24 protein-coding genes and 1 other annotated feature are annotated in these 20880 nt (G+C 35.8%); of the genes, 6 read left to right on the plus strand and 18 right to left on the minus strand.

Annotation, left to right across the window (positions count from 1 at the left end; all coding sequences use genetic code 11):
• Positions 1-535 precede the first annotated feature (535 nt).
• From ACQKN2_RS15890 to ACQKN2_RS15905, 4 genes are all read right to left on the minus strand, one after another.
• Positions 536-1120 carry an ABC-2 transporter permease gene (locus ACQKN2_RS15890; protein WP_427415807.1) on the minus strand — a complete coding sequence of 195 codons (585 nt, stop codon included), beginning with the start codon at positions 1118-1120 and terminating at the stop codon, positions 536-538.
• Positions 1113-1979, minus strand: a complete 867-nt coding sequence (locus tag ACQKN2_RS15895; RefSeq protein ID WP_427415808.1) for an ABC transporter ATP-binding protein — start codon at positions 1977-1979, stop codon at positions 1113-1115. The genes ACQKN2_RS15890 and ACQKN2_RS15895 overlap by 8 nt, the downstream gene beginning before the upstream one ends.
• Positions 1980-1983: 4 nt before the next feature.
• Positions 1984-2355 (minus strand): GntR family transcriptional regulator, encoded by a 372-nt coding sequence (locus ACQKN2_RS15900; RefSeq protein ID WP_323651503.1) that lies wholly within the window; start codon positions 2353-2355, stop codon positions 1984-1986.
• Between the two features lie 633 nt (positions 2356-2988).
• A complete protein-coding gene (locus ACQKN2_RS15905) occupies positions 2989-3213 on the minus strand; it encodes a hypothetical protein (protein WP_427415809.1) in 225 nt (74 codons plus the stop codon).
• Between the two features lie 433 nt (positions 3214-3646).
• On the opposite strand from ACQKN2_RS15905, the gene ACQKN2_RS15910 reads away from it, so the two are divergent.
• Complete coding sequence (locus tag ACQKN2_RS15910) at positions 3647-4357, plus strand: helix-turn-helix transcriptional regulator (protein ID WP_427415810.1); 711 nt, start codon at positions 3647-3649, stop codon at positions 4355-4357.
• A gap of 119 nt (positions 4358-4476) precedes the next feature.
• The gene (locus tag ACQKN2_RS15915; RefSeq protein ID WP_024361272.1) at positions 4477-4719 is read left to right on the plus strand and encodes a DUF2626 family protein; all 243 of its coding nucleotides are present in this window, start codon (positions 4477-4479) and stop codon (positions 4717-4719) included.
• A gap of 174 nt (positions 4720-4893) precedes the next feature.
• Here the strand turns inward: ACQKN2_RS15915 and ACQKN2_RS15920 are convergent, their stop codons facing one another.
• Positions 4894-5538: an MBL fold metallo-hydrolase gene (locus ACQKN2_RS15920; RefSeq protein ID WP_323651505.1), complete on the minus strand. Its 645-nt coding sequence runs from the start codon at positions 5536-5538 to the stop codon at positions 4894-4896.
• 168 nt (positions 5539-5706) lie between these two features.
• Between ACQKN2_RS15920 and ACQKN2_RS15925 the strand changes: the two genes are divergently transcribed.
• Positions 5707-5886, plus strand: coding sequence for a DUF2759 domain-containing protein (locus ACQKN2_RS15925; protein WP_427415811.1), 180 nt, complete (start codon positions 5707-5709; stop codon positions 5884-5886).
• A gap of 300 nt (positions 5887-6186) precedes the next feature.
• Here ACQKN2_RS15925 and ACQKN2_RS15930 read toward each other — a convergent pair whose 3' ends face one another.
• The 4 genes from ACQKN2_RS15930 to rpmG all read right to left on the minus strand — a co-directional run bounded on the left by ACQKN2_RS15930 (position 6187) and on the right by rpmG (position 9712).
• Complete coding sequence (locus ACQKN2_RS15930; RefSeq protein WP_427415812.1) at positions 6187-8082, minus strand: LTA synthase family protein; 1896 nt, start codon at positions 8080-8082, stop codon at positions 6187-6189.
• A gap of 273 nt (positions 8083-8355) precedes the next feature.
• A complete protein-coding gene (locus ACQKN2_RS15935) occupies positions 8356-8565 on the minus strand; it encodes a YqgQ family protein (RefSeq protein ID WP_323651508.1) in 210 nt (69 codons plus the stop codon).
• 1 nt (position 8566) lies between these two features.
• Positions 8567-9151 carry a 5-formyltetrahydrofolate cyclo-ligase gene (locus ACQKN2_RS15940; protein ID WP_427415813.1) on the minus strand — a complete coding sequence of 195 codons (585 nt, stop codon included), beginning with the start codon at positions 9149-9151 and terminating at the stop codon, positions 8567-8569.
• Between the two features lie 411 nt (positions 9152-9562).
• Positions 9563-9712 (minus strand): 50S ribosomal protein L33, encoded by a 150-nt coding sequence (gene rpmG, locus ACQKN2_RS15945; RefSeq protein ID WP_008408521.1) that lies wholly within the window; start codon positions 9710-9712, stop codon positions 9563-9565.
• A 159-nt stretch (positions 9713-9871) separates the two neighbouring features.
• Between rpmG and ACQKN2_RS15950 the strand changes: the two genes are divergently transcribed.
• Positions 9872-10315 (plus strand): hypothetical protein, encoded by a 444-nt coding sequence (locus ACQKN2_RS15950; protein ID WP_427415814.1) that lies wholly within the window; start codon positions 9872-9874, stop codon positions 10313-10315.
• Positions 10316-10318: 3 nt separating this feature from the next.
• Complete coding sequence (locus ACQKN2_RS15955; protein WP_427415815.1) at positions 10319-10813, plus strand: hypothetical protein; 495 nt, start codon at positions 10319-10321, stop codon at positions 10811-10813.
• Between the two features lie 80 nt (positions 10814-10893).
• Here the strand turns inward: ACQKN2_RS15955 and ACQKN2_RS15960 are convergent, their stop codons facing one another.
• The 9 genes from ACQKN2_RS15960 to ACQKN2_RS16000 all read right to left on the minus strand — a co-directional run bounded on the left by ACQKN2_RS15960 (position 10894) and on the right by ACQKN2_RS16000 (position 20202).
• A complete protein-coding gene (locus tag ACQKN2_RS15960) occupies positions 10894-11466 on the minus strand; it encodes an anthranilate synthase component II (protein ID WP_427415816.1) in 573 nt (190 codons plus the stop codon).
• Positions 11463-12848 carry an anthranilate synthase component I gene (gene trpE / locus ACQKN2_RS15965; protein WP_427415817.1) on the minus strand — a complete coding sequence of 462 codons (1386 nt, stop codon included), beginning with the start codon at positions 12846-12848 and terminating at the stop codon, positions 11463-11465. The genes ACQKN2_RS15960 and trpE overlap by 4 nt, the downstream gene beginning before the upstream one ends.
• A 164-nt stretch (positions 12849-13012) precedes the next feature.
• Positions 13013-13277: a binding site (T-box leader), on the minus strand.
• Between the two features lie 39 nt (positions 13278-13316).
• The gene (locus ACQKN2_RS15970) at positions 13317-14387 is read right to left on the minus strand and encodes a mechanosensitive ion channel family protein (RefSeq protein WP_427415818.1); all 1071 of its coding nucleotides are present in this window, start codon (positions 14385-14387) and stop codon (positions 13317-13319) included.
• 70 nt (positions 14388-14457) lie between these two features.
• Positions 14458-15330: a hypothetical protein gene (locus ACQKN2_RS15975; protein ID WP_427415819.1), complete on the minus strand. Its 873-nt coding sequence runs from the start codon at positions 15328-15330 to the stop codon at positions 14458-14460.
• A gap of 486 nt (positions 15331-15816) precedes the next feature.
• The gene (gene phoU, locus ACQKN2_RS15980) at positions 15817-16476 is read right to left on the minus strand and encodes a phosphate signaling complex protein PhoU (RefSeq protein WP_427415820.1); all 660 of its coding nucleotides are present in this window, start codon (positions 16474-16476) and stop codon (positions 15817-15819) included.
• A gap of 13 nt (positions 16477-16489) precedes the next feature.
• Positions 16490-17323, minus strand: a complete 834-nt coding sequence (gene pstB / locus ACQKN2_RS15985; protein ID WP_427415821.1) for a phosphate ABC transporter ATP-binding protein PstB — start codon at positions 17321-17323, stop codon at positions 16490-16492.
• Between the two features lie 12 nt (positions 17324-17335).
• Positions 17336-18214 carry a phosphate ABC transporter permease PstA gene (gene pstA, locus ACQKN2_RS15990; protein ID WP_427415822.1) on the minus strand — a complete coding sequence of 293 codons (879 nt, stop codon included), beginning with the start codon at positions 18212-18214 and terminating at the stop codon, positions 17336-17338.
• A gap of 1 nt (position 18215) precedes the next feature.
• Positions 18216-19163, minus strand: coding sequence for a phosphate ABC transporter permease subunit PstC (pstC, locus tag ACQKN2_RS15995; RefSeq protein WP_427415823.1), 948 nt, complete (start codon positions 19161-19163; stop codon positions 18216-18218).
• A gap of 64 nt (positions 19164-19227) precedes the next feature.
• Entirely contained in the window at positions 19228-20202 is a 975-nt protein-coding gene (locus ACQKN2_RS16000) for a PstS family phosphate ABC transporter substrate-binding protein (protein WP_427415824.1), read from the minus strand.
• A 454-nt stretch (positions 20203-20656) separates the two neighbouring features.
• On the opposite strand from ACQKN2_RS16000, the gene ACQKN2_RS16005 reads away from it, so the two are divergent.
• On the plus strand, positions 20657-20854 hold the full coding sequence (locus ACQKN2_RS16005) for a hypothetical protein (RefSeq protein WP_427415825.1): 198 nt from the start codon (positions 20657-20659) through the stop codon (positions 20852-20854).
• The last annotated feature ends 26 nt before the right edge of the window (positions 20855-20880 follow it).

Raw genomic sequence — 20880 nt, forward strand, 5'->3', positions numbered from 1 at the left:
ATATAGTCTTTTTAATATAAATACATTTCTAACATATTAAGTATTGAGACCTATATAACAAAGCGAACACTATACTAATATAAAAACCATTAAGGAAAGTATCTCCTTAATGGTCCTAAAATTTAACTATTCATTTGAACGCGTCCATTCTACCTTTAGTTATACAAGTTGCGAATGGGCTAGATATGGTTCATATTCTTTATTCTTATCAAAACCATAAATAACAGAAACAATTGTTGCTTGTATCATTAGAGGCAGTCGTGAATACTTTCAGGAAACAGCAACTTTCCCTCCCTTAACGCAGGATTTATTTCTTCTTTTATAATGGTTAAAGGACAATGGCATAACCGCATATTGCCATGGAGAACATTGAAAATCTTGGTCACAATAATCACTATCATACGATAATATATAGATTGTACCTTCAGCTTTTCCTTATATTCACAATAACAATCAATTATGCCTCGACGTTTCCCTTCCGCTACGAAACACCCGCTGAAAGAAGTTAAAAAATGTTTAATAGTAAAAACTACATTTAGAATATTTTTCGCTGATAAATAGCCGTAGTTATTCCCCATGAAATAGCATAGATTGTGATTATAGTAATTAGCGCGCTCATATATAAAATTTGTAAAGGTATATTGACAATAAAATCACTTATAAATGGCACAATAGGTTCTGTTACCTTAGTTAGAATAATAAAGCCAATGAGAACTACTAATGTAAGGTAGTTTGACTTGAATATTTGGAATAACGGAAAAGTAAAAGCAACAAATAATAAAAATAATCCGCTACTGATTACAATATCAGTAATTGTAAATGGTTTATTAAAAACAAACAGGGTTAAACTTGTTACTACAATAGTTAAAAACATATATACAATAGCACCTATGTAACGAGATGAGATAATTTCTTTACGAGTGTACGGTAAGGAATTTAATAGAATATTCGTTTCTGCTTTCTCATCGTAAGCACACGTATTAAAGGGGATATAAATACTAGCAACGAGAAATACCAAAACTGGTGATGTGTCAAAAATAACAAAGACTAAAATAAAGGGGATAAAAACCACCAAATACTTTTTCTGTAATATAACATCACGTCTGATCAAATTAAGCATGGTTCAACTCCTCCTTAAAGTAGTACATTATGTCTTCTAAAGAGGCACGTTCAATTACAACACTGTCTCCGAAAATTTCATTTACAGAATTTCTATCTTTCGTTAAAGCTTCAAATCCCGTTGATGCACGATGAACATGCACAAATGCTTTTTCAGTGTCTCTATCTAGAAGATCTAGCCCTCCTTTCACTAGTGCATAATTTTCAGCTAACTCATGACCCGAATGATTAAATGTTAATTTCCCATTCTGCATAAAAGCTATATAATCTGCAATCCGATCTAAATCAGTTGTAATATGTGTAGAGATAAAGATAGTACGACTACCATCAAGCATTAACTCTTGTAATAAATTTATGAACTCTCGTCTAAAGATAGGATCTAAACCCGCTGTTGGCTCATCCATAATAATTAACTCTGCATGGTGTGACAAGGCTATCGCTAATGATACCTTCATTTGCATGCCTTTTGAGAAAGTTTTTATAGGTTTATTTAATGGTAAATTAAAATTTTTTACATATTGATAAAACAATGTATCATCCCAGCTTTTATAGGCCGGACCAACAATTAACCGTATATCCTTTAAGTTCAACCCTTCAAAAAATACATTTTCATCATATACAAACCCAATACGCTCTTTAATCTCTTTTTCATGTGTTTTGTAGTCCAACCCAAAAAGTTTAACCTCCCCAGTATCTGGCTTCAATAAATTCATTATCATTTTTATTGTTGTCGTTTTTCCGGCACCATTTGCCCCGACAAATCCTGTTATGTAACCTTTCTTCACCTGTAAGTTAAGATTTTCAATAGAAAAACCTTTGAATTTTTTGCTTATATTACTTATTTCAATGACATTTTCCATTGCTTCACTCCTCATTTAAAATGCTCAATAATTCTTGCAATTCATTAAGTGACATTCCTATTTCTCTGCTGTTTTTGATGACTGCACTCAACTGCTCTTCAATAACTTTTAGTTTTTTCTCTTTGATTACCTCTAAATTTTGCTCCGCGACAAAAGAGCCCTTACCTACAATGGAATAAATAAAACCAGCCTTCTCTAATTCTTCATAAGCGCGCTTGGTTGTGATCACACTAATCTGTAAATCCTTTGCTAATTGACGCATAGAGGGTAATGCTGTCCCTTCCAAGAGGTCACCTGTTAAAATCAATGACTTAATTTGATTTGTAATTTGTTCATAGATTGGTTCCTTTGAACTATTTGAAATAATGATTTGCATGCTAATCCCTCTTCTTCATTTGTTGATTGAGAAATAATAGAAAACCCCTCAATATAACACAATATATATACACTTTATACACATTTTACACATTGCTAAATACATTGCAACTATTTTATTTAATAAGAGTAGTTGAGCTAACTATTTTCAAGATTAAGGAGTAAAGTGGCAGTGCAATTGTTAGTTTTATCAATCGATAAAACTCAATCAAAATGATTATTAACATTTCAAATCTGTACAGGGCCTTTAATGAAATGGCATGCCGATTTAGATCGGTCGAACAAAGTTGAATAAAAGAATATACGGATGTTGAAGTATCGATTTTTTACATAAAAAATACAAGGCACCTAATTACAGGTCCTTGTATTTGTATATATGGTTTAGATTGGAACCACCGGCTACCCATTTCAGAAAAATTAATGTTCAAAATTTTGCCTAATATAAAAGCCTTCACAGCCATACCTTAATATTAGAATTTTTATTGATATGAATTTATAGAACCCGGATATGTATAGAATTTACCTTTTGTTCTATCTAAACTATAAGTAAAAAACCTTACATCGTATTAAGTGCTATTGCAGATCCAAGTCCAATAAGGGTAAAAGCTCTTATAGTTTCTATTAGCTTTTTAGTTTATTTTTTTGAGTTTTTGAATGTAAAGTAATATCTTGAGACTGTATAAATTAATACTATTTCAATTATCAACCACCACTGAAAACCAAACCCAGTATTTTCCTCATTAAAAACATCAAAAATTCCCCAAATTAATAAAGTTGCGAGTACAAAAGCGAGAGTACATCTTGAAGCTTCTGGAATATAATCATTGTTTTTATCTTTTTTTACATCTTTATTATTCATATCTAGCCCCATCCCCCCATAATTCAAATATATTTCTATATCCCTTGAAAGACTTGGAACAATGGTAAAAGTTGATCGTATCTTTAATTTTTATCTAAAAATTCAGTAAATTATACCCCCTCTTCTAGTTCATTCGAATTTGACCGCTCTATTCGTTATTTCCTATTATAGATAGGAACCAATCACGAAAAAAGCCCTTTTCTTAAAATAAAAATTTGCAATAAAATTTCCTATCAAATATGTTTTTTGCTATAAAAATGTGAATAACGTGCAAATTTCCACTAAAAATGAACAATATCTTAGGAAAAAGTTAATATTTATGCCTAAAGGAACTGTATCTTTTTCAATAATACAATATAATAGAATCAACATGGTTTTTTTCTAAGACTTGGTAAAAGAAATAACATTTAAAAATTACATAGAGGTGAAGTAAATGATCCATCCATTAAAAATTACTGGTACATTAGCCGATGAAACTAGATACTCTATTTATGAGTACATCCTGAAAGAGAAGAAAACTGTAACGGTCCAAAACATCGCTGATAAATTCGGCATACATCCAAACGTTGCACGTCTACACTTAACAAAGCTATCAGAAATCAATATCATCACAGCTGATTTTGCTAAAACTGGGAAAGGCGGCAGACCAGGTCGTGTTTATAAGGCCTCAGATAAAGGTGTATCATTAACGTTCCCGAGACGTGATGAGGATCGACTATTAAAATGGGCAATCCAATTAATTCAAGAATTCGGACCATCTGCACTAGAAAGATGCAAGGACATTAGCTACCAAGACGGTTATCAACAAATGAAGAATTATGTAAATGCTGAATTACAATTAAATAATACCCTTTCCTTCGAACAAAAGCTTCAGCTATTAACTGACAATGCTGCATTAATTGGCTATATTCCGCAAGTTCAACAAACAGAACACGCTAAAAAAGTGACGTTCTCCATTTTTAATTGTCCATTCCAGGGGCAGCTTACTACTCATTCAGAAATTGTTTGTTCTTTACATGAATCTTATTTAAAGGGACAGGTAGATGCGCTATTTTCGGGCAATGATTTTTTACAAATTGATAGCATGATACATAATTGCGATTTATGTAAATATGAAATAAACGTGACAGAAATCGATAACTAACTTTTAAAATCCAATGGTTTGTCACAAAGAAGAAGAAGTTCCAGTTTACAGATACCTTTCATATCATTTATAATGAGTAAGAGATTATTGTGTCGTGGGCAAAAGGAGGGGAAATCTTCATGGATAATATGTATAAAGTTATGGCATTCTGGACAGGTATTTTTGCAGTTATGTTCTACCTTGGTGGTATGAACGAAGTATCGCTATTATTCGTAGGTAATACAGGTTTATTCTTATTATTAGGCTTCTTAAACCTTTCAGAACGTATGTACATGTACATTTTCGGAGCATATTTAACTGTATTCTTTGCTGGCTTCACGTACTATACAACATTCATTCACGTACCTGGTGGCGGTCATTAATACAAAGAAAAACGCGTGTCTCATCTAATATGAGACATGCTTTTTTTATGCAGAAAATATAGATGATTATAGATCAAAGCATAGTAAAATCCCCCTTTGCAATATGAAATGCCAGGGGGATTTTATCGTATAAATTCTCCAAGTTCATCACCAAAAGTATTGGGATGTCATTTATTAAAAACCATTCAAAAAAGGATTTGTCTCCATTTCTGCACCGACTGTTGTATAACTACCATGACCAGGGTAGATAATAGTATCTTCAGGTAATGTCAATAGCTTATCATGAATGGAAGCAAGTAATGTTTTTGTTGAGCCTCCAAGTAAATCCGTACGACCTACACCTTGCTCAAAGAGTGTATCTCCAACAATAGCGAAGCCATCATTTTCAAATATATATGAAATACTACCTGGTGAATGTCCTGGCGTAAAAATTGCTTTAAAGCCAAAATCGCTGATTTCAAATAGTTGTTCTTTTTTAATTATATTTTCTTCAGCTGGAGCGCCGACAATATAATCTGGTAATGCTGCGTATTTACTAGAGCCATTTTTTGTTGGATCACCTAACCAACTTACTTCTTTTTCATGAATCCATAATGGCACATTAAAAGCTTCGCGGACAGCATCTACGGCTCCGATATGATCGAAATGCGCATGTGTTAAAAAAATGGCCAATGGTTTTAAGCCGTTACTACGTATTGCCTTGATAATTCGATCGGCTTCTTCTCCTGGATCAAAAATTATGCATTCCTTATTTTTATTCGATACGATATAACAATTCGTTTGGACAGGTCCAAGTGAATAACTTCGTACGTTCATCATTGCTATCACCTCATTTTCAATTATACAGCCTTTACCACAATTTGACGATAAATGTTCATAGTTTAAGCTATTTTAGTTCTCGACAAAAACAGGTAGAACGTTTACAATTAAGGAGGAATATTGTTGACGACATTCATTTTCTGATGTCGAAAGGAGTGTCAATTTTTAATGAACTTATTAATGGTTATTTTTGGTCTAGTAGCAATTTTAGCTGTAGTTGGTACATTCCAAGCACTTAAAGAAAAGAACCTTTTAAGCGTTGGTTTCAACTTATTAAGTGCGGTAGTATTCGGTTGGTTCGTAATTATGACTGTAATTCATAGCGGATACCCACCAGCATTACACTAAAATTCAGACAAAAAAAGAGCAGTCTCTATCATGAGACTGCTCTTTTTTTATCCTTTTTATATTTATTTCCTATTTAAGCTGTTCTTTTTGACCTTTCGAACAGTCACAATTATTTCTCCACCTTTTCTAACACGATACCTTAAGCTGTTTATTTGGCTTCTCATACGCTCCCATTTAAGTGTTAAAAGATATATGTAATATGTAGGTAAATAACTCGTCACTTCTGCTGAAGACAGGCTAATGAACGCTGATTGTACAACAAAAAGGAGATCTCACTAAACATGAGATCTCTTTTTTTATTTATTTAACTGCCCCTTGCTTCAAATTACCTGTCTTTTGGTCATAGAAGCGGAGTAAATCACCGTTAATGATGGCATCAGAACTTTCTAGTTCTTTCGTAGCTCGATCAGCGTATGGCTGACATGGCTCACCTTCAATTTCTTCACCAGTTGCTTTGTCATAGCAAGCTTCACCAGCATATACATATTTATCTGTTACAAAACGACCGTCACGGAAAACAACGAAATCTTCATGCTCTGGAGAGAATAGGTCTGCACCAAGTTGCATATCCTTTGAAGTTTCAACGCCAAGAAGGTGTAAAATTGTTGGACGTAAATCCATTTGTCCAGCAACTTCTGTCATTTCTTTACCATCACCTGATCCAGGGATATGGATGAATAATGGTACTTCTTGTAACATTGCATTATTAAATGGTGTAATGCTTTCTTTTCCTAAATATTGAGCCATCGCTTTGTTATGATTTTCTGAAATACCATAATGGTCACCATACATTACAATAATAGAGTTATCATATACACCTTGATCTTTTAAGCTTTGGAAGAAGTCTTTAAGTGCTTCATCCATATAACGAACTGTTTGGAAATAACGATTTAATGTACCTGAGTTTGACGTATATTCAGGAATCATTACATCTTCTGGGTCCAATGTGAATGGATAGTGGTTCGTTAAAGTAATTAGTCGAGAATAGAATGGCTGTGGCATATCTTTCATTAATGCTGCAGATTGCTCTAAGAATGGGACATCTTTCATACCCCAGTTAACAGCTTGCCCTTCGCCAATCTTATATGAATCTATGTCATAAAATTTATTAATGTGTAATGATTGATACATCATGTCACGATTCCAGAATGATTTATTATTCGGGTGCATGACATTTGTAAAGTAGCCATTATCTCCAAGGCGCTCAGCCATTGAGTTATACGTATTTCCACCATGCGTGAAGAATACTGCACCACGACCTAAGCCGAACAATGAGTTTTCTGTAATAAACTCTGAGTCAGAAGTTTTTCCTAATCCAGTTTGGTGATAGAAGTTACTGAAATAATACGTATCTTTATCTTTTGATAAAGAGTTTAAGAATGGTGTAATTTCATGACCATCCATTTGATTATTAATCACAAAGTTTTGTAAAGACTCCATCGAAACAAGAATCAAATTACGCCCCTTGTATTTACCAAACATTTGAGGGTTGATCGCTGCTTGATTAGAACGGATATAGTTGTTCACTTCTACTAATTCACTGCCATCCGCTAATGCACGTTGAGCAGAAGATTTTGATTGAATATAAATATCATACAAATGGTAGTTATACGTACCAATGTTTTTCACAAGTAATTCACGGTCAAAGCTACGTGTTAACAATTGTGGACGCTCTGTTTCAGCTAATCCTAAGTTTAAGAACGATACAGCAATTGCTAATACGAAGTACGCGCGACGGAATTCTACATTGACTTTTACTGCATCTTTCATTTTAGGTAAATATTTATTCGCTAATATTAGAATAAGTACGTCTACGAAATATAATAAATCCCAAGGGCTGACAATCGCTGCTACTGAAGTTCCTAGATCACCAAAGTTACTCGTTTGGAATAATACCGGTATCGTAATAAAGTCATTGTAGAAACGATAGAACGCGACATTCCCATATAAGACAATCGATAAAATAACACTAATTGTAATTATATAACGACTTTTAACTTTCGGCGATTTAAAGAATAACGATATACCATAAGCAAATAGCACGAAGCTCAATGGATTAATAAACAAAATAAATTGTTGCATCGCATTCTCGAGTTTCATCTCAAAGCTTGTGTGATAAACAATGACCGTTTTTATCCAAGTTGCTACAATTGCTAGTATCATAAACGAATGTTTAGGCCACTTTATTGATTTCATTCCTAACATCCTCCTTACTTTCTTACAAAAAAAATAATAATCTTTTACAATTTGTTACTGAAACAAAATATATCTTAATCCATTTTTTACAGATAATCAATAGATATATTTATGGAAAACTGTTCTCCTTGTTCGCGCTGGACAATAATATATACGTTTTTATTTGTAAAAAGTTTCACAAATCACAAAAACAGTGGAAAACCACTGTTTTTAATAATATTACATACTTGTTACATTATTTTTACAATACCCCAAATGAATTATTTTAAAACATTACTGGCTATTTTCTTTCATACGAAGTTTTGTTGTTTCTTGTCGAATTAGTAACAATGCCATTTGGTAATCTTTAATATCTAGTACATTCGCTTTATACAACTCGCGAACTTCATCCTCCATTAACATCAAATCACCAATCGGATCACGTGTGTAAATATAAGTGCCATATGTTTTTAGTAATTCATAAATATCTAACATTTTGTCCATTTTAGTTCGCTCCTCGTTGTGTTACACAGTCAAGACGTTTTGTCGGTGTCACAATGATATCTACTGGGCAATCGTGCGCTTCTCTAGGGACATGTTCATATAGTTGTTCGTTAAATAACAGAGACATGAGCTTACCCTTTTTATAGTTTAATACATAGCGATCATAATAACCACCGCCGTAGCCTATTCGATAGCCGAACTGATCAAAAACAACTCCTGGAACAAGGATCACATCCATTTCATTTGCGTCAACAAACTCACACTTTTCTGGAATTGGCTCACGCAAATGCATATATACAGTTTCAAGCTGGTCAAACGATTCAATAGCATAAAATGACATTTCTCTTGTTTTTGGATTACATTTAGGTATAGCCACTTTTTTATCAAGTTGCCACAGTTCTTCTATTAATTGAATTGTGTCGACTTCTGGCTTATTGGAAATGGTGATGCCGATTGTAGTTGCTTCTATTATATATGGTTCCTGTAACACTTTTTTTAATACAGCAAATGATTGATCCTGGTAAGATACTTCGCTCATTTCGGCAAGAGCTTCCCTTACCTCGTCCCGTAAAGTTGTTTTATCCATGTTAAGCTATCTCCTAATCAATTTCGCCTTGGCGTAATTGCGTCCGGATTTTGAATTGTGCTCAGGCCTGCATGAGGGCCGACACGATGTCGGTCATTTCGGTAATGCCACAGGACGTGGCGTTTTTTCCGATGCAGGTCAGTTAGCCGTTTTCGCAGGATGCGAAGGTTTTAGGCTAACATCCTTTATTCATTCCTTTCAAAATCCGTGACATCCGCCGGAGGCTTTATCTTCATTCAGTTGGTGGTATGGATACCCATTGAAAAGAAACTTTATCCTCATTCATCTCTCCACCTTCAGAGGTGGCAGTCTACTGTAGCTGACGCTTTGCTTGCGCTACAGAAAACATTTGCTGAATGAAGATAAAATGTAGAAAGCCAAAACCACATGTGGTTTTGGCTTAATGAGCGATTACTTAGTTTCACGGTGAAGAGTGTATTTCTTCTCGCGAGAGCAATATTTTTTAAGTTCAAGACGCTCTGGATTGTTACGCTTGTTCTTTTTAGAAATGTAGTTACGTTCGCCGCAATCTGTGCAAGCTAAAGTAATGTTTACGCGCATTATTAACCCTCCCACTCTATATCAAGAATTTATATTTTGAGCATGATTTATACGACTAACCTATTATAACATAAACTGAAAAAAAATCTACCTTCATTTCATATTAAGTTTGCATATGGTAAAATACCTTATAATTACATACTTAATGAGGTGAAACTAGTGGATTTATCCATCATACTTATGATTGTGGGAATTCTCCTAATTATTGCGTCGTTCTTTTTCAAAAATAACGCGAAAAAAGTCGAACAAGATGTAGAGGAATTATCCATCTCTATTTTTCAAGAAACAAATAATTTAAAACGTCGTCTGAAAATTGTTGAGGAGGAACTGTTATTAGAGCCAGAGTTTCAGGTTAAATCACCGTCAGCACAAAATAACACGATACCAAATCCGAACATCCAACAGGTCATGCAAACTGTTCAACAGGCTGCTCAAACATCGAAAACAGGACAACCTGCTCCAAAAACGAAACCTATACATCAAATTATTATAAGTCAGGTACTTGAACTAAATAAGCAGGGTCTTTCTGTAGCCGATATAAGTATTCGTTCCAATTTAACAGAAGAGCAAGTCCGCCAAGTGATTGCAAACGGAGGTCGGTAATCTATGAATAAGTCCGCTATCCGCGCATTTGGCATTGCACTTTTTCTTGTCGGAGCTTTGCTAGCTTTAGCAGTTCGTTTTGATTTCAATATCGGTCTTCCAACTAAAGCTTCCAAAAACACCGAACATGTAGAGGAGCTGCAAAAAAAACTTGAACAGGCAAATAAAAAAATTGCATTGTTAAAGGAACAAGTTAAGCAAGCGCCGAAGGAAAACACGCAGAAAACAGATGCACCTAAAACAACGGCTAAAGACAAACAGGAATCGGCATCTCAAGGAAACGTTACTACTATGACACTCCAAATTTATAGTGGTATGGAACCATATACTGTGGCGCAAAAACTTGAAGATGGTGGCGTCATCGAAAATAGTATTGAAATGGAACTTTTACTTGCTAATCCTAAATACGCTCGAAGCTTACAAATTGGTACCTACGAGGTCAATTCTTCAATGTCCTTAGAGGAAATTGCAAAATTGATTACAGGGAAAAAGCAATAATATTACTCTCCTATTTGTAAAAACGGCTGTCATCCAAAATCACAACTACTGATTTTGGATGACAGCCTATTTTGTTTCGTTTATGAAATTTGTTCTATGAAAGTTCGCATCATTACGCTGCCCTCTTGTGTCCCAATAGATTCTGGATGAAATTGTAGCCCAAAAAGTGGGTACTCCTTATGTTGAATCGCCATAATTTCCCCATCATCACTGGACTTTGCTAAAATATTAAAATCCTCATGTAACGTGCTTGGCTTAATGACAAGGGAATGATAGCGCATTACGTCGATTTTACCGTCTAACTGAGCAAATAAGCCTGTTTTTTCGTATTGAATCGTAGAAATTTTCCCATGCATTATATGTTTAGCTTGAACGATGCTCCCCCCAAAAGCTTGCCCTATCGATTGATGCCCAAGACAAATGCCCAAAATCGGAAATTCTGTATAAAGCTCTTTGACAACATCCACTGTTATTCCAGCATCAATTGGCGTACCTGGACCGGGCGATAAAATAATCGCTTCTGGTTGCATTTGCTTAATTTCTTCGATTGTCATTTCGTCATTACGTATTACTTTCACATCTTTTCCAAGCATACGTATTTGCTGAAATAAATTATATGTGAAGGAATCATAGTTATCGATCAATAAAATCATTGTTTTACCTCCAATAACGCGCGAGCTTTATTTAGTGTTTCCTCGTATTCTGACAAAGGTACTGAATCGTACACAATACCGGCCCCTGCCTGAACATGGGCACGATAATCCTTGATGATCATTGTCCGAATGGCTAGAGCTAAATCCATGTCTCCTGTAGTGGAAATATAGCCTACTGCGCCAGCGTAGACACCACGCTTCACAGGCTCTAGCTCATTGATTAGCTGCATAGCGCGAATTTTCGGGGCACCCGAAACAGTACCGGCAGGCAAGCAAGCTCGGAGAACATCTAAAACATGTACATCCTCATGTAATTCACCGATAACCTCCGATACAATATGCATAACATGTTTATAACGCTCAATATTCATATATTTTATAAGCTTCACTGAACCCACTTTAGCAATACGACCAAGATCATTTCGGCCTAAATCCACGAGCATACGATGTTCCGCGATTTCTTTTTCATCATTTAGTAGTTCTTCCGCAGTCGCATTATCTTGCTCCTCGGTTTTACCTCTAGGCTTCGTTCCTGCTATCGGATTTGTCGTGACCTTTCGATTCTTTACCTTGACGAGACTTTCAGGAGATGTTCCTAAAATCGTATACGTACCAAAATCCATATAGAACATATATGGTGAGGGATTAGAAGTACGTAACTGACGATATAAAGCAAAAGGGTTACCTGTATATGGTGAAGTGAAACGTTGTGATAAGACTATCTGGAAAACGTCACCCTTACGAATATGCTGCTTCGCGCGATCAACCATTGCTACAAAGTTTTCTTTGGCAATCATTGGTCTGAAATTTAGCTCTCCAAACGTCATGGCGTCAAATGTAGTTCCAGCATGAAGCTGCTTTTTCATCGTAGAAATAGCCAATTCCATCGCTTCAAGAGAACGCCCTTCATGAAATAAATCAATCGCCGCTAAAGTAATCTCTTGCTTTAAATGATCAAAAACAATAAATGTATCATAGAAAAAGATATGGACATCCGGCATTTCTAAATCATCCTGCAAGTATTCACCTATTTTTTCTGTATAAAACGCTGTTTCGTAACCAAAGAACCCGATTGCTCCTCCAAAAAAGGCGAAAGGATACTGTGTCTTATGAAATGGCATAACTTGCTGTAATTTTGTTAATACATTGTCACTCGATTTTTCTGTTTCTCCATCTTTGATAAAAGAATAACCATTCCTATCCCCAATTAGTTCTGCAATTGGGTTGACGGCAATAAACGAGTAACGCCCACTTTCTTCATGCTTGGCAGACGATTCGAAAAGCATTTTATGCTTCCCTTCCAGTGATTGATAAACGGAAATTGGTGTCATCATATCACCTTGTAATACCTTCATGGCAAACTTTCTAAGCTCAACTGTCATACTCTTTCTCTCCTTCTCTATGCTCTGCTCTTCTACACCAAAATCTATCAATTATGCAATGGCATTTTTGACGCTCTGTCATTTGTATAAACATTGCGTCCGGATTTTGAACTGTTAAACATTGTTCAGTCCAGCCAAAAACATATAAAAAGGCCTTTCCATCACAAAAGGACGGAAAAGCCGTGGTGCCACCTTCATTGGTCTTTATTAATTATGCCCAGCATAATTGGATTCAGCTAATGTTTGGATATCCGCTGAAAGAGTTAAAAGACCCTCTCTATGCCCTATAACGTGGGCAGACGCTAATCCATACTTTATTCAAGATTAGAGCTCCGAAGTCCATTCGCCATGTTTTTGTACTAGTTCCCACCAGCCACTAGCTCTCTAAAACAAATAATAATGGCTACTACTCTTCATCAAAGCTGATTACATGTATTCATTGTAAAACAAGGAAACTAACAATTCAAATTATTTTTTAGTACTAACCCATTCATCTTCAGCCGGATTAGCTACTATAATATTTAGTTCTTGAAAGATTTGACGAATAGCAAACAAAATATCCTGTCGCACATTTAGCATCACTGCCGTATCATTTGTTGCCACAAAGAAACGTACAAGGACTCGATAGGAAGTTGGATAAAACTCATCTATACATACATGAATCATTTCTTTTTCTGTTTGAGCATGCAAATAAATTTCCTTATGAATAGCACTTAAAGCACTGCGTAATGTTTCTTCTTCATTTTCAGCAGCAACAAATAAAAAATGCTCACATTTTCGTTTTTCTCTTTTGGATAAATTATAGATTGGTCGATTTACCAAATATGAGTTAGGTACATAAACAAGCCCTTTATCCCCCGTTTGAATTAATGTACTTCGAAGATTAATATCCTCAATGGTTCCTTCAATTTTTTGGTCCTCTGTTGCTATCCAATCACCAATTTGAAACGGGTTATCTAACGCGACTGACATCCCACCAAAAACATGCGCTAGTGTATCTCGAATACCGAAGGCAATCGCCACACCCGTTAAACCAATCCCCGTTAAAAAGCCATTCAAGTTAAAATCCCAGAATGAAGTAATCGTAAACATTGCCAATAACATGATTAGCACTTTTCCTATACGAAGAAAAAACGGTAACAGGACGTTTGGTTCTTCTTCACTATTCAGCTGTAAAGGCTGTTTCGTATAAAAATGTAAAACATCATATACACCTTTAAAGGGGAAAAAAACAATAATGGACAAAACAAAATTCTTTGTCACTGCATTTGTAAATAAGTTTTCTTTTAATAAAATGGTTAAGCTGAGTACAATCACCGCAAACATGAATGCATAGCGAATCGCTTTATTAAATTGTGCGAGCACTGTTGACTGAAAGTTGCGCTGATGGTTTGTCAAAAATGTAACCGTACGATTAATTATTTTCTTTATAACAAAATGCTGAAAAAGCCAACCAACGACAAAAAGAGCGATGGCAATAATAACGTCCATCCATGTCGGTGCTGACATATTTGGTAATAACCATTTCAATGAATTCATATCATTCTCCTCTAGCTACTATGTATATTCACAAAAAAGGAGCCAATCAACAATACGATCAGCTTCCTTTTTATTGAATAGCGTCATCCGCAAAAAAAGCCTTATTAGCGAACCAAAATTGCTGTTCATTAAAATTATGTTCATGCATAGCGATAACCGAAAATTCAGCATGATACTTACGCTTCATTTCCTCGAGTACTGCCTTCGCCTGCTTTCCAACGAGATGCTGTCCATCGATCGGAGCACCTTCTGTAAAAATGATAATATCCGCTTCCGTACAATGCTGACTTTCTTGAAGCAAGCCTTTTACAAAATGAAGTACAGGCAGAATTGCAGCTTCTCCCTTTGCCTTATATTCAATAAAACCCTTAAAATCAGATAAATTTAAATGACCATTTTCGAATCGATAATGCACATGAATTTGACAGTCATATGGAACGATATATAAATCTCGACGTTCACGATGCGCGTTCATAAATAACGGTAAAATTATACTTTTACAAAGCTCAGAATATGCCGCCATACCAGTTGTTTGTTCAAGACAGATAATAATTGGACCTGCCTCTTTTTTATATTCATCAAACGGAACATATAGGATATTTCCTTTTTTTATTGTTTGACGACTTAGCTTTTGACGCCTAGCTACTTGCCACTTTCGTTCATTATACAAGCGCTGCTCTTTTCCATTGGTTAATCGTTCGGCTTGCTCAATAGCTGGTATAAGTTCGCAAATTTCACGCATGATATCTGCCAATTCAAGTGCAAATGCTGCCATATTTCGTAATGTTTCACTCTTGTAAAAATAATCAATAAAAAAATGTTGTTCCTTGTCACTTAATTCCTCAAGATGTAAGTTTTCATATAGAAAACGTAGAAAGTCTCGTTGTTCTGGCGTGAATTCCAGATCAAATTTCTCTATGAGTGATTCTACAGCGTCTTTCACGAGGCAGCACCTCCTCAGCACATTTTTTCGGATAATGTCTATAGTATAACCAAAATAATTTTTTGACAATACAATAACACTTGCAGTATTTTGACGCTATTTTTATTAATAATGTTGCTGTAATTCAGTATTAACAAAATATGGATATTCAGCAATGCAAGGGGTTGATTTCCGTTCCGACTGAGCGCTTTCCTGGGGGCGTCCGATGAGCCGCTTCAATCAACCACTTTACATAGCATGTATCTTCTGACATGTTACTCTAATTTATAGTGATAAACAAAAACTTCAGCAACAATGTTTTATCTCTGCGTAAGCGAAGCGACAGCAACAATATTTTTATGTGCGTAAACGAAGCGGCTGCAACAAGATGTTTTTATGTGCGTAAGCGAAGCGGCTGCAACAAGATGTTTTTATGTGCGTAAGCGAAGCGACAACAACAAAACGTAACTACGAAAAAAAAAGAGCCTATAATTGGCTCTTTCGTTACTAATTATTTAATTCATAATGTTTACCTTTGACTAAGTAAAATAAATGTTCAGCAATATTTGTTGCATGGTCAGCTGAGCGCTCTAAATAGCGGCAAACAAATGTTAAATGTGTGATTTGAGAAATATGTGCTGGATTTTCAGCTCCGGCACGTAGCAATAGCGTTACTGTCGCTCCATATAAATCATCGACGTAATCATCTAGCTCAGCAATTTCCTTGGCATGAGCAGTATCTTCCTCTGTAAAGGCTTTAATAATACTTTCTAGCATTTCTACAGTCTTATTACACATCGTTTGCAAGTTTGTTGTAGGAAAGACAAGTGGCTCTTTGCCAATACGAATCGTCTCTTTTGCAATATTAACCGCATAGTCCCCTACTCTTTCCATATCAGATGCCGCTTTGACAAGCACCATGAGACGACGTAAATCAGTAGCTACAGGCTGCTGCTTCGCAATCATTAAAATAACACGATCATTGATTTCTTCTTCAAGACGATTGATGATTAAATCGTCCTCAAGAATTTTTAAGGATGCCTCTAAATCTTGATTTAATAATGCTTCAAATGCTAATTTAAGAGCGTTGACACTATTATTGGCAATCTCAATAAATTGTTCTTGGACTTCTTTTAATTCCTGTTCAAAACGTTCACGTACTACCATCTACTGCTCCTCCTTAGCCGAAACGACCTGAAATATAATCTTCAGTACGTTGATCTGCTGGTGTTTGGAAGATAACGTCTGTTTTATCGTATTCAACAACCTCTCCACTTAGGAAAAACGCTGTACGATCGGAAATTCGCGCCGCTTGTTGCATATTATGTGTCACAATAATAATTGAATAATCTTTTTTCAGCTCTTGTACAAGCTCCTCGACTTTTAATGTAGAAATTGGATCAAGTGCGGATGTTGGCTCATCCATTAAAATAACATCTGGTTCAATCGCTAAACAACGCGCAATACAGATTCGTTGTTGTTGACCACCTGATAGGCCGTATGCATTTTGATTTAAGCGATCCTTTACTTCATCCCAAATTGCCGCACCACGTAAAGATTTTTCGACAATCTCATCAAGTATCTTTTTATTTTTAATGCCATGAATACGCGGACCATATGCAATATTATCGTAGATAGACTTTGGGAATGGGTTTGGCTTCTGGAATACCATACCTACTCGAGTGCGTAATTCCTCAACCGTATAGTTTTTATCTAAAATATTGCGCTCACGATAGACTATTTCTCCTGATGTTCGAACACTCGGTACAAGCTCTACCATTCGATTTAGAGTTTTTAAATAAGTGGATTTCCCACAACCAGAAGGACCAATTATAGCTGTTACTTCATTTTCATAAATGCTTAAATTGATATCTTTTAAACCGTGATGATCGCCGTACCATAAATTTAAATTACGTGTATCATATACCACTTTTTTGGCAACGTCAGCAGAAGGCTTTGTAGCCGTATGAATCGGTTTGACAATAGATTTTTCCTCTTTAATACCTAGTACCATAAGGTCACCTCATTAATAACGTTTTTGGAATTTATTTCGAATAAAGATGGCAATAGAGTTCATCAGTAAAAGCACTGTCATCAGTACTAAAATACCGGCTGCCGCTACATATTGAAATGCCTCTTGCGGACGTTTTGCCCAATCGTATATTTGCATTGGTAAAGCTGTGAATTGACTTAATAAACCGTTAGGTAAAAACTGTAAAATAACTGGAATACCTAAAACAACTAGTGGTGCTGTTTCACCAATCGCACGAGACAACGCTAATATACTTCCTGTTAAAATCCCAGGAATGGCTGCTGGTAGCACAACATGCAATATCGTTTGCCATTTTGTCGCACCCATACCATAAGAAGCTTCCCGTTGTTCACTCGGTACTGCACGAATAGCCTCCTGCGCCGCAACAATGATCACTGGTAAAATTAATAAACTCATTGTTAAACCGGCTGCTAAAACACTCTTCCCTAGTCCCAACATTCGAACAAAAATTGTTAACCCAAGTAAACCAAAAACAATGGAAGGAACACCTGCTAAGTTCGAGATATTCATACGAATAAAATCATTTAGTCTATTTTTCTTTGCATACTCCTCTAAATAAATCGCAGTCCCTACACCTAATAAAATCGATACTGGAGCAACAACTGCCATCAACCAAAGTGAGCCTATTAAAGCTGCCTTAATGCCCGCTTTATCTGCAAAACGTGAAGCAAAATTTGTTAAAAAATCAATGGATAAATAGTCGACACCTTGTGTTACTATACGGTAAAGCAAAATAACAAGTGTCACTAAAGCAAAGGTTGTTGCTAAGAAGAAAAATGACTTCCAAACTTTATTGAATGTAATACGCTTTGTCATTCGTTTCATGACGACCGTGTCATCCATATAGCGCATGCTAGTAAACCTCCCTGAAGCGTTTCGAAATATAGTGGGCTAGTAAATTCATCACTAAAGTAAAGATAAATAATGTGAATCCGACTGAATAAATCGAATAATAAATTGTCGTACCATAACCAGCGTCGCCTGTTGCAACTTGTACAATATACGCAGTCATCGTTTGAATCGAGTCTGTCACATCTAAATCAAATTTAGGTGTAGATCCGCCTGCAAGTGATACGATCATAGTTTCACCTATTGCCCGGGAAATGGCGAGAACAACTGAAGAGATAATGCCTGATAATGCAGCTGGTAATACTACTTTTATAGCTACTTCAAACTTTGTTGCTCCAAGAGCTAGAGCTCCTTCTCGCATACTATTTGGGACTGATGACATCGCATCCTCAGAAAGTGACGTAATCATTGGTAAAATCATAATCCCAACAACAATCCCTGGACTAAGTGCATTAAAAAGTTTTAACCCTGGGACAATTTGCTGTAACATCGGCGTTACAAATGTTAATGCAAAGAAGCCATAAACGATTGTTGGTACACCCGCTAACACTTCTAAAATAGGTTTAACTGTACGTCTTATTTTTTCACTTGCATATTCACTTAAATAAATGGCCGAAGCTATGCCAAATGGAACTGCTACGACAACTGCAATAAGCGTAACTTTCAATGTTCCAGCTATTAAAGGTAAAATCCCAAATAACGGTTCCTTTCCTGAAAACGGTAGCCACTGTGTACCAAATAGGAAATCCGTAATCGAAACACGTTTAAAAAATTCAAACGTTTCAAAAATAAGGGTGAAAACAATGCCAAATGTCGTCAATATAGAAATAAGTGCCGCAGAAAATAATAGAGTTGGCATTGCTTTTTCCACTATTTTCCTTGTTTTATGATTGCGCGAATTTGCAATTAATTGCTGCACAGATGATGTCTTGTTTTCTTTTTGAGAAACCATTGGGTGCTCCTTTCAAATAAGAGAGGGAAAGAGCATACATCTCTTTCCCTCTATGCATGTCTACTTATTTTAAGCCTTCTAAAGTTTTTAAAGCTTTACTATATTCATCTTCAGGTAGACTGACATAACCTACTGCTTCTGCCATTTCTCCTGCATGCTCAAGTGTAAATTTGATGAAATCATATGCCGCTTCACTGTCTTTCATAGCACTATTTTTCACGTATACAAATAGTGGTCTTGAAAGCGGTGCGTATTCACCAGATTCAATTGTTTTATTTGTTGGCTCAATGCCGTTAACTTTCACAATACCTAATTTATCTTTATTTTCTAAGTAGTAAGCGTAGCCAAAGAAGCCGATTGCGTTTTTGTCACCCGCTACACCTTGAACTAGCATGTTATCATCCTCTGATAATGTTGCTGATTTTGCTAGATCAGCACCGTCTAAAATCGTTTCATCAAAGTAATCGTACGTTCCTGAGTCAGTACCTGGTGAATAATACACGATCTTTTCATCTGGCCAAGATGGATCTATATCAGACCATTTTTTAGGTTTACCATCTTCAACCCAGATTTTCTTTAATTGCTCAACAGTTAAATCTTTTGCCCAATCATTCTCAGGATTCACGACAACGGATATGCCATCATATGCTAAAGGAAGCTCTGTAAAAGCAACTCCTGCTTTCTCTAGTTTTGCTTTCTCTTCATCTTTTATATGACGAGATGCATTAGAAAAGTCTGTCTCACCTGCGATGAATTTTTCAAAGCCACCACCAGTACCTGAAACACCTACCGATACTTTGACATTCGGTTGAGTCCCTGCATACTCTTCAACAACTGCTTCAATAATTGGTGCGACTGTTGAAGAACCATCTCCAGCTACAGCTCCTTGCAGTTTTTTGTCAGCAGCATCTTGTCCTGAGTTCGATGGTGCATTTGTTTCTGCATTGTTACCATTTTGTGCAGAGTCATTACCACACGCCCCAAGCATTAATGCTGACCCCATTACCGCTGTCATCGTTAAGTACTTCCACTTTTTCATCTCATTTGCCTCCGTCACTAACATTTTTTATAGTTGTTTGTCTTACAATCTTTACTATAATGACTAATTGTTGAAGTCGTATAAACGGTTCGTAAAAGAGATGTAAAGGAATGTAATGCTTTGTAAACGATTGTAAAGATGGATTTACAATTGACGGATTTGTTGCTGTCGCTTCGCTTTCGCACAGTAAACATTTTGTTGCTGTCGCTTCGCTTTCGCACAGTAAATATTTTGTTGCTGTCGCTATAAATAAACCGTCACATGAAATGACGTACTTAGACTAAGTTCTTTCAGTAAGTGCTTGGACACCCACTGAAAAGGATCACATCCGCATTCATCTCACTACCTTCAGAGGTGGGAGCCTTCTTCTGAATGAAGATAAACTTGCTTCCTAATGGAAAGATGCTATAATAAGCAATTGTGTCAGGAAATAATCTAAGAGGAGTTTGACTTTGTGATTAAACATGCAAAAGTACAAAATGCCAATTACTTTAAAACATATTTAACACTTATTATGGATCATCGGGAATATACTCTACAGGAAGCCGTTGATTATATGGTAGAGTCTTATTTTTGTAATAATATAGAGCTTTATGGAATAAAACCGAAACAACAATTTGAAATAGCTATTCAGCAATTATCTGTACAATAAGTCTTCCATTGAAGAATAAATAAACC

It is taken from the genome of Lysinibacillus sp. NPDC093688 (assembly GCF_050280145.1).
Lineage (GTDB): Bacteria > Bacillota > Bacilli > Bacillales_A > Planococcaceae > Lysinibacillus > Lysinibacillus xylanilyticus_B.